This window comes from Janthinobacterium sp. GMG1 (assembly GCF_034427795.1).
Taxonomy (GTDB): Bacteria; Pseudomonadota; Gammaproteobacteria; order Burkholderiales; family Burkholderiaceae_D; genus Janthinobacterium.
Map to the genome: position 1 here is coordinate 123,430 of NZ_JAXQNT010000007.1, position 12,928 is coordinate 136,357.

13 protein-coding genes are annotated in these 12,928 nt (G+C 65.3%); 10 read left to right on the top strand and 3 right to left on the bottom strand.

Annotation, left to right across the window (positions count from 1 at the left end):
- On the top strand, nucleotides 1–780 hold the full coding sequence (locus SJI03_RS19060; RefSeq protein ID WP_322428224.1) for an OmpA family protein: 780 nt from the start codon (nucleotides 1–3) through the stop codon (nucleotides 778–780).
- A gap of 50 nt (nucleotides 781–830) precedes the next feature.
- Here the strand turns inward: SJI03_RS19060 and icmH are convergent, their stop codons facing one another.
- Genes icmH through tssJ form a run of 3 tightly spaced genes read right to left on the bottom strand, consistent with a single transcriptional unit; the run spans nucleotide 831 to nucleotide 3,620 of the window.
- The gene (gene icmH, locus SJI03_RS19065; RefSeq protein WP_322428225.1) at nucleotides 831–1,616 is read right to left on the bottom strand and encodes a type IVB secretion system protein IcmH/DotU; all 786 of its coding nucleotides are present in this window, start codon (nucleotides 1,614–1,616) and stop codon (nucleotides 831–833) included.
- Nucleotides 1,613–2,983, bottom strand: a complete 1,371-nt coding sequence (gene tssK / locus SJI03_RS19070; protein WP_322428226.1) for a type VI secretion system baseplate subunit TssK — start codon at nucleotides 2,981–2,983, stop codon at nucleotides 1,613–1,615. Before tssK ends, icmH begins: the two co-directional genes overlap by 4 nt.
- Nucleotides 2,984–3,020: 37 nt before the next feature.
- Nucleotides 3,021–3,620, bottom strand: a complete 600-nt coding sequence (gene tssJ, locus SJI03_RS19075) for a type VI secretion system lipoprotein TssJ (protein WP_099378248.1) — start codon at nucleotides 3,618–3,620, stop codon at nucleotides 3,021–3,023.
- A 278-nt stretch (nucleotides 3,621–3,898) separates the two neighbouring features.
- Here tssJ and SJI03_RS19080 point away from each other — a divergent pair, with 278 nt between their 5' ends.
- The 9 genes from SJI03_RS19080 (at nucleotide 3,899) to SJI03_RS19120 (ending at nucleotide 12,695) form a co-directional block, all read left to right on the top strand.
- Entirely contained in the window at nucleotides 3,899–4,501 is a 603-nt protein-coding gene (locus SJI03_RS19080) for a tetratricopeptide repeat protein (RefSeq protein ID WP_322428227.1), read from the top strand.
- 37 nt (nucleotides 4,502–4,538) lie between these two features.
- Nucleotides 4,539–5,048, top strand: a complete 510-nt coding sequence (gene tssB / locus SJI03_RS19085; protein ID WP_322428228.1) for a type VI secretion system contractile sheath small subunit — start codon at nucleotides 4,539–4,541, stop codon at nucleotides 5,046–5,048.
- 1 nt (nucleotide 5,049) lies between these two features.
- Nucleotides 5,050–6,549, top strand: a complete 1,500-nt coding sequence (gene tssC / locus SJI03_RS19090; protein WP_322428229.1) for a type VI secretion system contractile sheath large subunit — start codon at nucleotides 5,050–5,052, stop codon at nucleotides 6,547–6,549.
- Between the two features lie 31 nt (nucleotides 6,550–6,580).
- Nucleotides 6,581–7,072, top strand: coding sequence for a type VI secretion system tube protein Hcp (locus tag SJI03_RS19095; RefSeq protein ID WP_322428230.1), 492 nt, complete (start codon nucleotides 6,581–6,583; stop codon nucleotides 7,070–7,072).
- Between the two features lie 66 nt (nucleotides 7,073–7,138).
- Nucleotides 7,139–7,612: a type VI secretion system baseplate subunit TssE gene (gene tssE, locus SJI03_RS19100; RefSeq protein ID WP_322428231.1), complete on the top strand. Its 474-nt coding sequence runs from the start codon at nucleotides 7,139–7,141 to the stop codon at nucleotides 7,610–7,612.
- Nucleotides 7,609–10,248 carry a type VI secretion system ATPase TssH gene (tssH, locus tag SJI03_RS19105; RefSeq protein ID WP_322428232.1) on the top strand — a complete coding sequence of 880 codons (2,640 nt, stop codon included), beginning with the start codon at nucleotides 7,609–7,611 and terminating at the stop codon, nucleotides 10,246–10,248. The genes tssE and tssH overlap by 4 nt, the downstream gene beginning before the upstream one ends.
- Nucleotides 10,249–10,268: 20 nt before the next feature.
- On the top strand, nucleotides 10,269–11,300 hold the full coding sequence (gene tssA, locus SJI03_RS19110; RefSeq protein WP_099378253.1) for a type VI secretion system protein TssA: 1,032 nt from the start codon (nucleotides 10,269–10,271) through the stop codon (nucleotides 11,298–11,300).
- 33 nt (nucleotides 11,301–11,333) lie between these two features.
- Nucleotides 11,334–12,134 (top strand): ABC transporter substrate-binding protein, encoded by an 801-nt coding sequence (locus SJI03_RS19115; RefSeq protein WP_322428233.1) that lies wholly within the window; start codon nucleotides 11,334–11,336, stop codon nucleotides 12,132–12,134.
- Between the two features lie 48 nt (nucleotides 12,135–12,182).
- Nucleotides 12,183–12,695, top strand: a complete 513-nt coding sequence (locus SJI03_RS19120; RefSeq protein ID WP_322428234.1) for a lipocalin family protein — start codon at nucleotides 12,183–12,185, stop codon at nucleotides 12,693–12,695.
- Nucleotides 12,696–12,928: the final 233 nt, after the last annotated feature.

Here is a 12,928-nt window from a genome sequence, read left to right on the forward strand (position 1 = left end):
ATGAAGTCACCTATTTTCCTGTTGCTATTCGCTGTGGCCACTTCCTGCCACGCCCAGGCGCAAGCGCCCCAGACGCCGATGCCGGGGCAGATCCTCGTCACGGGTACCCTGGCCGACGAGGCGGGCAAGGCGGCCGTGCTGGCTCGCCTGCGCGAACTGTATGGCGCCGAGCGCGTGGTCGACCAGATCGCCATCGGCAACGTGGCCGTGCCGGCCAACTGGAACGGCTACGTGCACAAGCTGATCGCGCCGAACCTGAAGCTCATTTCACGAGGACAGATCAGCATCGACGGCAACAACGTCAGCGTGCGCGGCGAAGTGGCGAACGAGGCGCAGCGCCAGCAGATCGCCAGCGACATCGCCACCAGCCTCAATCCCACGTATGTCGTCAATAATGGCTTGCGGGTCAAGGCGGCCGAGGCCGAGCAGGGCTTGCTCGATGCGGCGCTGGATAAACGCATCATCGAATTCGACAGCGGCAAGGCCACCATCACGCCGGCGGGCCTGGCCATTCTCGACGAAATGGCGGCCGCCATGCTCAGGCTGCGGGGCCGCAAGGTGGAGGTGATTGGCCACACGGACGACACGGGCCTGCGCGCCAGCAATGTGGCCCTGAGCCAGGCGCGCGCCGAAGCCGTGCGCGCCTACCTGGCCAGCAAGGGCGTCGCGGCCGATACCGTGCTGGTGTCGGGCCAGGGGCCGGACCGCCCCGTGGCCAGCAACGCCGCGGCCGATGGCCGGGCGAGAAACCGGCGCATCGAGTTCAGGATTGCGCAGTAGATTGGGTTGACACCTCACAAAACCGACGCGCAGTAGGTTTTGTGAGGTGTTCAGGGCAGGGTGATGGTCAGGTGTGCCGGGCGCGGCGCCAGCTTGACCAGGTCCGCATACGCGGCCAGGGTCGTTTGCGTGCCGCGCGTCAGATGCGTTTTCAGGCCCAGGTAGGCGCAGATGGCCAGCAGGGCGAAAAAGCTCGACAGCGCCCACAGCGGCACGTCGCTGCCGCGTTTGTTGACCACCTGGTCGGGGCGTTCCGCGCGCGGCGCGAAGCCGCGGCTCTTGCCCTTGATGTGGGCGATTTCGTCGCCCAGGCGCGCCGTCAGGTAGCTGAGTTTTTCGCCGCCGTCGATCGCATACTTGCCCTGAAATCCCAGTAATAGACACATGTGGAAGACCTGCAGCGCCTGCACGCGCATGGCGCCCTTGCCGCGCAAGGCGTCGAGGCGGTCGAAAAAGTGTTCACCGGCCAGCTGGTCGCCAAAGATCAGCAGCTGCAGCGGGCGCCGCTCCCACTGCTTGCGCAGGGCGAAGGGCGAGGCCAGGATGATTTCATCGACGGCCGCGCAGAACGCATATTTGGCCGCCTCGATATCGTCGCCGTCGGCGCGGATCTTTTTCGCTTCGCGCTCGAAGTCGTCGAGAAAGGCCGTGATGCGGTCCATGAAGCTTTGCTCGTCGCCGGGCGCCGAACCGTGCTTCAGCATGAACAGCATATAAAAGCCTTCGTGCATCAGGTCCAGCAGGGCGCTGCCTGCATGCCGGCCGCTGCCTGCAGGAGCGGAGCCGCGTTGTCCCAGCAGGGAGGGCGCCGCGCGCCGTTCGATGAGCTGGCTCATGCCGTCACCGCGATCAGTTCCAGCTGCAGGTCGCGTATGCCGGCCGGCACGTAGACGGAAATCGACTGCGCCTTGAGCATCTGTTCATACAGCGCGCCGCGGTTTTCAATCGCAAAATAATAGGTATCGGGGCGCACGGGAATGGCGGCCGGCACTTGCGGCGCATGCGACAGCTTCAGGCCGGGCATGGCCGTGAGCACGCATTTTTCCACGTCGTCGGGCGCGCCCACTTTCACGCGCAGCGGCACCACGTCCACCAGTTCGATGGCGGGCATGGCGGCGCGAATGGCCAGGTACAGGGTGGTGTGCTGGTCGATCTTGCCCGAATCGAGCTTGCCCAGGTAGTACGACGGCTTGTCCTCGATCAGGGCGATGGAAAAGTATTTCGACGAGATGACGGTGTCGAGCAGTTCGCGGATGATCGCGTCGATGGCGTCGAAGCAGGCGCCTGGCTGCGCGTGGTCGTAGGCGGGCAGGCTGGCCAGGGTGTAATGCTTGGAGTAGCTGAGCAGGCCGCCCGCCAGGCCCAGCAGCGCCTCGTACAGGCGCTCCGGATGCAGGGCCGGATGGCGCACATAGTGCATCAGCGCAGCGGCGGACGTGCTGACCGTGTGCAGCAGCCAGAAAGACGACACGTCGCCTGAGCGGAACTCAATCACGTTGCGGCTTGGCTCGCGGTGGTGGCCGTGCAGCGCGCTCACTTTCGCCTGCAGCGCGTCGAGCAGGTGTTCCAGCACGCCCTGCAGGCGCGGCGCGCCGGCGATCGCCAGGCTGGGCGCCATGAACGAGGGCACGGGTTCGAAGCCGCCCGATACCGTGCGCCGCAGGGCGATCAGCGGCAGGCAGTCGTAGGAGCCGCGCGCCTCGCTGTCGGGAAGCAGGCGCACGGTCTTCTTCAGGTAGGCCACGTCGGCCACGGCGGACTCCGTGAACAGGTCGGGCGTGGCGCGCATGGCGTGCGCAAAGCGCGTGGCCGCCGGCGTGCCTGCCGTTGACGCTTGCGCCGTGTAATTCATGCCTTCGCGGTTGAGGATGGGCAGCGCCGCGTAATACGTCACTTCCTGCACCGCCGGCGGCAGCGCTTCCAGGTCCACCGGCGGGGGCAGGGTATCGCTGCCGGGCGCGCCGTCGCCCAGCGCCTCGAACACTTCGCCGTCGCGGAAGATCGCCGACAGGGCGTGCAGGCGCAAGCTGCCCGTCTTCAGCGCCGCCAGGTCCCATTCCATGTGCGCCACGCCCCACAGGTAGGGATGCAGCGCGCTGGCCGTGTGATGCAGGCGCGCTTCGTGATATTGATCCTGGCGCTGGAAATGCTGCGGCCGCAGGAACAGACCCTCTCCCCACAAGACTTTCGCTGCCATGCCCATCTCGTTTCTCCTTGAATGTGTGGCGTGTTTGTGTGTGCTAATGGCAGCGCGGGGCCGACAGCGCGGCCATGCCGCTGACGCTCAGCGCGCAGGCGTGCAGGCCGACCGTGATGCCGCCGCGCTCCGCGTCGGCGGCGGCAAAGGTGGCGCGCCAGCGCTGCGCCGCCGGAGCGCGGAACAGGGCCACGACGCCGATGAAATACGCTTCCTTGCTGACTTTCTCCTGGACCTCGTAGCGCTGGCCCGGCACCAGCAGCACTTCCTTCACTTCCATCAGGTCGGCGCCCAGCGCGACCTTTTCGCGCTGCGTATCGAGGAAGCTGTCGTAGGGCGCCTGCTCGAAGGCGGCGCTCTGGCGCAGCTTGTAGATGCGCGCCACCAGCGCCAGCGGCCGGCCGTCCGCATCCGTGTTGAGGCGCTGCGCCGCATGCAGGCGGATGCTGACGTTGCGCGGCGGCTTTTGCGCGTCGGGCAGTTCCGGCGGCGGCTTGGCCACGCCGGCCATCTGCAGCGCCGCGTTGGCCAGGGTACCGATGGCGCCGCCTGCACAGCCGGCCAGCAGCAATGTCTGCGGCAACACCAGCAGCAGTAGCGCGACGGAGCGGGCCAGGCGGCGGAGCGGGGCGTCAATTGGCATGGCGGATCTTTGCAAGGTGAAGGGTGGAAATAAAAGTGTTGCAGTCATTTAAGCGCATGCATGGGCGGCCTGCTTGCGCTGGCGCAAAATCGGACAGCGATCAAGGTAATTACTGCGCCAGATCAGGTTTCATGTCGCTGTACGCGGCTCTGATGTGGAACTTCTTCTTTGCTGATTAATCTCAATCTTGCAAAAAAATTGGCGATCAATAATGGCCTCCACCAAGGCGCCGCCCATCTTTCCCAGCGGTAGCGTCCTCCACGTGAAGGAATGCCCCGATGAAGCCAGCCACCATATTGCCCCGTATTGCCTGCCTCGCCAGCGCCTTGCTGTTGGTCGCCTGCGCCACGCCGGACCAGCCGGCACCTAAAAAACCTGCCGCGCCGACCCTGGCGCAAGTGATGAACGACGCCGATGCGGCCGCGCGCGCCGGCCAGTACGAGCGCGCCATGACCCTGCTCAAGGGCGGCGGCAGCAGCTACCCGGCCGACAAGGCGCCGTGGCTGCAAATGGCGCAGATGAAGTTCGACCGCGGTCAGTACGGCGACGCCATCGGCCATGCGCTCGAAGCGCTGGAACGCGACCCGGACGACAAGGTCGCCAACAGCATCGTCGCCGTCAGCGGCTTGCGTTTGTTCGGCAAGGCGCTGGCCGACCTGTCGCGGCAAAACAATCTGAATGGCTCGTTGCGTTCGGAAGCGCAGGACCTGGCCAAGCTGCTGCGCGCGAGCATCGGCGAAGACGTGCTGGTGCCGCCTGCCAGACGCCCGCCGGCGGCCGGCAAGCGCGCTGCCAGCTCCAGTTCCAGCGTCGGCACGCCGGCGGCGAAGGGCGCGGCAGCGCCAGGCGGCACGGCCGACCCGTTCAGCGGCCTGAAATAAGCGAGCATTCCCACCATCCCCTTGCAAAGGAAGCGCCATGCCCAAGTCCGACAGCGTGCAAAAACGCCTGCAAAAGATACGCGCGCCGCGCGTGCAAATGACCTACGACGTCGAGATTGGCGACGCGATTGAAAACAAGGAGCTGCCTTTCGTGGTCGGCGTGCTGGGCGACTTCGGCGGCAATCCGGACAGCGAAAAAAAGCGCCTGAAGGACCGCAAGTTCGTCGCCATCGACCGCGACAACTTCGACGAAGTGCTGGCCGGCGTGGAGCCGGTGGCCCGCTTCGCCGTGCCGAACCGCCTCAGCGAGGCGGGCGGCACGTTCGCCGTCGACCTGCACTTTCGCTCGATGGACGACTTTCGCCCGGAATCCGTGGTGCACCAGGTCGAGCCCTTGCGCAAGCTGCTCGAGGCGCGCACCAAGCTGGCCGACCTGCGCAACAAGCTGGCCGGCAACGACAAGCTGGAAGACTTGCTGACGGAAGTGCTGAACAACACGGACAGCCTGGCCACCCTGAAACCGCAGTTCCCAGCGCAGGAGGATTGAGATGAGCGCCCAGGCAGAAGCCCCAGAAGCCCTTGCGGTATCCACGCCCGACGCGCCGGCCGCCACCGACTTGCTCGATCAGATCGTCGAGCAAAGCCGCGTCGCCAAGTCCGGCGCCGAACATGCGCGCGCACGCGATCTGATCTCGGAACTGGTGGCGCAGGTGCTCGACGGCACGGTGCTGATGTCCAGCAGCCTGTCGGCGACCTTGGACGGGCGCGTGGCGGAAATCGACCGCCTGATTTCGGCCCAGCTCAGCGAAATCATGCACGCGGCGCCATTCCAGCAGCTCGAACAAAGCTGGGCGGGCCTGCGCTACCTGGTCGGCAATTCCGATACGGGCACGCGCCTGCAGATCCGCATGTTCAACGCCACCAAGCGCGAACTGGTGAAGGATTTCCAGGCCGCGCTGGAGTTCGACCAGAGCAGCATGTTCAAGAAGGTGTATGAAGAGGAATTCGGCACTTTCGGTGGCGCGCCGTTCGCCGCGCTGCTGGGCGACTTCGCCATCTCGCGCCAGCCGGAAGACATGTATTTCGTCGAGCAGATGTCGCACATTGCCGCCGCCGCGCACGCGCCCTTCATCGCTTCGGCCGCTCCGGAACTGTTTGGCCTGGAAAGCTACGGTGACCTGGGCAAGCCGCGCGACCTGGCCAAGGTGTTCGACACCATCGAGTACGCGAAATGGAAAGCCTTCCGCGAATCGGAAGACGCGCGCTACGTCGGCCTGACCTTGCCCCGCTTCCTGGGCCGGTTGCCCTTCAATCCCGTCGACGGCACCACGGTCGAAGGTTTTAACTTCGTCGAGGAAGTCGACGGCAGCGACCATCACAAATACCTGTGGTGTAACGCCGCGTATGCGTTCGGCTGCAAGCTGACGCGCGCCTTTGCCGACTACGGCTGGTGCGCCGCCATCCGCGGCGTGGAGGGCGGCGGCCTGGTGGACGACCTGCCGACCCACACCTTCAAGACGGACGAGGGCGACGTGGCCCTGAAATGTCCTGCCGAAGTGGCGATCACCGACCGCCGCGAAAAGGAATTGTCGGATCTGGGCTTCATCTCGCTGGTGCACTGCAAGAACACGGCGTATGCAGCGTTTTTCGGCGCGCAGTCGGCGCAGAAAAGCCGCAAGTACAACAGCGACGCGGCCAACGCGAATGCGCTGCTGTCGTCGCAGCTGCAGTACATCTTTGCCGTTTCGCGCATCGCCCATTACATGAAGGCCATGATGCGCGACAAGATCGGCAGCTTTGCCGCTGCTTCCAACGTGGAAGATTTTCTGAACCGCTGGCTGATGCAGTACGTGCTGCTCGACGATAACGCCAGCCAGGAACAGAAGGCGCAGTTCCCGCTGCGCGAGGCGTCTGTGCAGGTGCATGAAGTGCCGGGCCGGCCCGGCGTATACCGCGCCGTGTCGTTCCTGCGGCCGCACTTCCAGCTCGATGAATTATCCGTTTCGCTCCGACTGGTCGCGGAGTTGCCGAAGTCGACCAATTCCTGATCCACCCATCTTTCAACCACAGGAGCACACCATGGCAATCGATGTATATCTGCAGATAGACGGCATCAAGGGCGAGTCCACCGATGACAAGCACAAGGACTGGATCGAGTGCAAATTGGTCAGCTGGAGCGTCGAGCAGCCGAAGTCCGCCACCGCTTCGACGGGCGGCGGCCACACGGCCGAACGCTGCGAGCACAAGGACATCGTCATCTCCAAGCTGGCCGACCTGGCCTCGCCGGTGCTGCTGCAGACCTGCTCGGCCGGCAAGACCATCCCCAAGGCGCGCTTCGAATTCATGCGCGCCGACGGCCAGGGCGAGCGCGTCAAGTACTTTGAAATCGAAATCGAAAATGTGCTGATCGGCGCCGTCACGCCGAACGTGGAAGAGGGCGACATCCTCGGTGAACACGTCGGCTTCAAGTTCTCGAAAGTGAAGTGGAAATACACGCAGCAAAAAGTGACGGGCGGCGCCGGCGGCAATACTTCGGGCGGCTGGGACCTGGCCGCGAACCGCGTGGCTTGATCCATGGTGCGCGGCGCGCGGCGGACATCCTCCTGCGCGCGCCGCGCCGACTTTTCGGGAGAGCGCATGGACAGTTATGTACCTGGCCTGTTCGACCGCCTGATGGGCGACGGCGGTGCGGCGGGCGGCGTGGCGGTGCGCCTGTCGCTGGAACAATTGAAGGATGCGGTGGCGCGCGACCTGGAAGAGCTGCTCAACACGCGCGTGGCGCTGCCGCCTGGCGCGCTCGACGCCTATCCGGAATGCGCGGCCTCCATCGTCAACTATGGCCTGATCGATTTCGCCGGCATGTGTTTGTCCAGCAGCGAAGACCGCACCCGCATCTGCGCCGCGCTGAAGGCGGCCATCGAACGCCACGAACCGCGCCTGCGCAATGTGCGCGCCCGCCTGGAGCGCGAGGCGGGCGCCATCAACCGCGTGGGTTTTGTCATCAGCGGCACCCTGGCCGTGAGATCCGGCGGGGAGACGGTCAATTTCGACGCCGTGCTGCAGCCGTCGTCGCTGCGTTATTCGATCAACCGCAAGGGAGCCGCCGCATGAGCAATAACCTGAAAACCCTGATCGCCAAACTGAATGACACGGCGCGCACGGCCGCCACCCGCGCCGCCGCCATTTGCGTGGGGCTGGGCCAGTATGAAGTCGATATCGAACACCTGTTCCTGGCGCTGCTGGAGCAGGAGCGCAGCGATTTCGTCACCATCGCGAAGCGCAGTGAAATCAGCCTGACGGCGCTGGAGGCGGACCTGCGCCGCGAGATCGGCAGCTTCCGCACGGGCAGCGCGCGCACGCCCGTCTTCTCGCCCCATTTGCCGCTGCTGTTCGAACACGCCTGGCTGATCGCTTCGCTGGACACGGCGCAGCCAGGGCCCATCCGCAGCCGCCATCTGCTATTGGCGCTGCTGACGGAGCCGGAACTGTCGCAGCTCGCATACCGCGGCTCGAAGCTGTTCGCCCGCTTCAGCGTGGAGCAATTAAAGCACCATCCGGACAAGCTGACGGCCGGTTCCGCAGAGGAAAGCGCGGCAGTGCCGCAGCTTGCCGACACGTCCGACGATCTTGTGGCTAGCCTGGCCAGCAAAACCCCGGCGCTGGACCAGTTCACCACCGACCTGACGCAGCTGGCGCGCGACGGCAAGCTCGATCCCGTGATCGGCCGCGAGGCGGAGATACGCCAGGCCGTCGACATCCTGCTGCGCCGGCGCCAGAACAATCCGATTCTCACGGGCGAGGCGGGCGTGGGCAAGACGGCCGTGGTGGAAGGCCTGGCCTTGCGCATCGCCGCCGGCGATGTGCCCGAGGTGCTGCAGGGCGCGCACATCCACGCGCTCGACATGGGCTTGCTGCAAGCCGGCGCCAGCGTGAAGGGGGAATTTGAAAGCCGCCTGAAAAATGTCATCGACGAGGTGACGAAAAGCCTGCACCCGATCATCCTCTTCATCGACGAGGCGCACACGATGATCGGCGCCGGCGGCCAGGCGGGGCAGAACGATGCCGCCAACCTGCTGAAACCGGCGCTGGCGCGCGGCGCCCTGCGCACCATCGCCGCCACCACCTGGAGCGAGTACAAAAAATATTTTGAAAAGGATGCGGCGCTGGCGCGGCGCTTCCAGGTGGTGAAGGTGGAGGAACCGAGCGAAGACATCGCCTGCGCCATGCTGCGCGCCATGGCGCCGCTGATGGAGCGCCATTTCGGCATCCGCGTGCGCGATGCCGCCATCGTCGATGCCGTGCGCCTGTCGCACCGCTACATCAGCGGACGCCAGCTGCCCGACAAGGCCATCAGCGTGCTCGATACGGCGTGCGCCAAGGTGGCGCTGGGCCAGCGCGCCACGCCGGCGCAGCTGGAAAACGCGCACCGGCGCCAGGAACGCATCGGCGCGGAGATCGCCGCCCTGGCCCGCGAGGCGGCCGATGGCGAAGCGCCCGACAAGGCCGGCGCCGCGCGCCTGGCGCAGCTGCGGCGCGAGCATGACGAAGGACAGGCGGCGATTGCGGCGCTGGCGCAGCGCTGGGAGCGTGAAAAGGCACTGGTGGCGCAGATCGGCGACTTGCGCGGGCAGCTGCGCGGCGAGCGGCCGGGCGAGATCGGCGCGGCGCGCCTGCTGGCGCTGAAGGAAGAACTGGCGGCCCTGCAGGGCGAAGCGCCGCTGTCGCCGCTGGAAGTCGATGCGCAGGTGGTGGCCGGCATCGTCGCCGGCTGGACCGGCATCCCGCTGGGGAAAATGCTCAAGGACGAAATCCGTACGGTGCTGACCCTCGATGGGGCGCTGCGCGAACGGGTGCTGGGACAGGAGCACGTCATCGAGGCGGTGGCGCAGCGCGTGCGCACGGCGCGCGCCAGCCTGGACGACCCGAACAAGCCGCAAGCCGTGTTTTTGTTCACGGGGCCGTCCGGCACGGGCAAGACGGAAACGGCGCTGGCGCTGGCCGACCTGCTGTATGGCGGCGAGCGCAAGCTCATTACCATCAACATGAGCGAGTATCAGGAGGCGCACAGCGTGGCCGGTCTGAAAGGCTCGCCGCCCGGCTATGTCGGCTATGGCGAGGGCGGCGTGCTGACGGAAGCCGTGCGGCGCCAGCCCTACAGCGTGGTGCTGCTCGATGAAGCGGAAAAAGCCCACCCCGACGTGCTGGAACTGTTCTTCCAGGTCTTCGACAAGGGCGTGCTCGATGATGCCGAAGGGCGCGAAGTCGATTTTCGCAACACCATCATCATCGCCACCTCGAACCTGGGGTCCGGCGCGATGATGGCCGCCTGCCTGAACAGGGCGGCGCAAGACTTGCCCACGCCGGCCGCGCTGGAAGAACTGGTGCGCCCGCAATTGGTGGCGCACTTCAAACCGGCCCTGCTGGGGCGCCTGAAGGTGCTGCCTTTCTATCCGTTGAACGACGCGGTGCTGGCCGAAATCATCGCGCTGAAGCTGGCGCGGATAGGTACACGCATCGCGCGCAACCACCAGGCGCAGTTCAGCCATGACGCGGGCCTGGTCGACGCCGTGCTGGCGCGCTGCACCGAGGTCGATTCGGGCGCGCGCAATGTCGACCATATCCTCAACGGCAGCCTGCTGCCGGCGATCGCCGAAGCGGTGCTGGCGCGCATGGCCGCAGGCGAGCCGGTGGCATCGATACGCGTCAGCGCGAATAAGCAGGGGCAGTTCAAGTACACGATCCGATAATCCACCTTCCGGAGAGCGCCATGTTCAATCTGGAGCAATTGCTGCACCCCGTCAGCGCCGTCAGTCCATGCGGCGAAGATATCACCTTCAGCCAGGAGCTCGACGCCATCGCGCGCGCGCGCCAGCACGACGACCCGAGCCTGGACCAGGGCGAGTGGGTGACGGCGCTGAAGGAAGCCGACTGGCCCTTCGTGGCGACGCGCTGCGAACAGCTGATCGCAGCGCGCAGCAAGGATTTGCGCGTGGCAGTGTGGCTGGCCGAAGCGCACGCAAAGACGCGCCACTTCCGTGGCCTGGGCGATGGCTATGCGCTGCTGGCCGGTCTGTGCGAACGTTACTGGGATGGCCTGTACCCGCCGGCGGAAGAGGGAGACCAGGAACAGCGCATCGGCAATGTCTTCTGGCTGCTGTCACGCACGCCCCAGCTGCTGCGCGAGATCCCGCTGACCGAAGGCGCCGACGGCTTGTACTCGCTGCAGGATTTCGAGGCGGCGCGCCAGCGCGCGGCCGCCAGCCTGGCGCAGGGCGCAGCGGATCAGGGCTGGGGCGATGCGCGTCACGAAGAAGGGACGACCCTGGCGCAGATGGAGGCGGCGCGGCAAAGGAATACGCGCACCTTTTCCGACGCCTTGCTGGCTGATGCGCAGTACTGCATGCAGTCGATGCTGGCGTTCGAGCGCAGCGTCGATGCGCGTTTCGGCGCCGATGGTCCGAGTTTTCGCGCCGCGCGCGAAGCGCTGGAAAACGTCATTCACTTCATCGCGCCGCTGTCGCCTGGCGCCGACTTTGCCGGCGCGCCGGCCGCCGCTGGCCAGGGTGCCGGTGGCAGCGGGGGCGCCATTGTGCAGCGCCAGCAGGCGCTGGCCCAGCTGCGCCAGGTGGCCGATTTCTTCCGCCGCACGGAGCCGCACAGCCCCGTCGCCTACCTGGCCGACAAGGCCGCCAGCTGGGGCGAGCTGCCGCTGCACCTGTGGTTGCGCGCCGTCGTGAAGGACTCCAGTACGCTGGCGCAGCTCGACGAAATGCTGGGCACGAACAGCGCAAGCGGATGATGGCGTTTGCCCCTTCCATGCTACTCTTCGGGCATGTCCAGAATGCCCATCCTGCCTGCCGCGCTATGCCTGTTGATCGCTGCCAGCGCGCAGGCCGAGGGGGTAACGCCGCTGGTGATTTATGGCGACGATGATTATCCGCCGTACTCCTACGTTGAAAACGGCCAGCTGAAAGGCATCTACACGGAGATCGTGCGCGAAGCGGCGCAATCGATGCCGCAGTATGCGGTGCAGCTGCGTCCCGTGCCCTGGAAACGGGGCGTGCTGATGCTGCAGACAGGCGAGGCGTTTGCCCTGTATCCGCCGTATTCGTGGCGCAGCGAGAGGCCGTATGTGCGCTATTCCGTGCCGCTGCTGATGGAGCAGCTGGTGGTGCTGTGCAACCGGGAGGTGCTGGCCAGGCGCACGCTGCGGCAGTGGCCCGCCGATTACGGCGGCCTGCACATCGGCGTGAATGCGGGTTTTTTGCTCGGTGATGCGAAGCAGACGGCAGCCCTGCAAGCGGCCAGCATCGTGTTCGATACGGCCAAGGGCACGCGCACGAATCTGCTCAAGCTGATGCGCGGTCGCATCGATTGCTATGTCAGCGACCGCCTGTCGGCGCAGTGGGAATTGCAGCGCATCCGGCGCGAGGGGGCGCCGGGCACGCCGATGCAGGCGATACAGGAAACGGCGCAGCTGGCCAGCCAGCAGGGCCACCTGGGTTTTACGGCGCGCCGGCCCGCCACCTACCCTTATCGCGATGACTTTATCGAACAATTTAATGCCGCCATCGTGCGCATGCAACATAGTGGCGCGATCCGCCGCATCGTCGACCGTGCGCTGCTGCCCTGATGCTGCTGCCCTGACGTTGCCACCTTGATTCACCCGATGGAGAAGACCATGAAAAAACTGCTGTTCCTGTGTGTGCTCGTGCTGGCCGGCTGCGTGGGCCGTCCCGAGAATATTGTGCCTGTTAGTAACTTCGACACGACCCGCTATCTGGGCAAGTGGTATGAGATCGCGCGCCTCGACCATTCCTTCGAGCGGGGCCTGAGCCAGGTGACGGCCGATTACAGCCTGCGCCAGGATGGCGGCCTGAAAGTGCTCAATCGCGGCTACAAGGATGCGGACGCGGTCTGGAAGGATGCGGAAGGCAAGGCGTATTTCGTCGACAAGAAAGACGTGGGCTACCTGAAAGTGTCGTTTTTCGGCCCCTTCTATGGTTCCTACATCGTTTTTGATTTGGACCAGCAAGATTACAGCTATTCCATGATCAGCGGTCCCGACAAGTCCTACTTCTGGCTGTTGTCGCGCACGCCAACCATGGATCCGGCCTTGCAGCAGCGCCTGATCGGAAAAGCCGCTGGCCTGGGTTTCGATACATCAAAATTGATCTATGTAAAGCAAAACTGACCTTGCTTGCCTGCCGCCCGTTCGTGGCGGCATACCATCTTCTGAGTGTTGCTTTTCTGCATGTTATTTCTTGCAATACCACTCTGATTCACTCACAATCTGCTCCAAAGTAGTGCGCTGCGGCGCGCTGCCATTCCGGTGGCGACCTTACCGTTGCGCCACCGCTCGTGATTGTCGCACGGCAGATGCCTGCTATATTGGTACGTAGCAGTAGCTCGGTTTCGTGGCGTCTG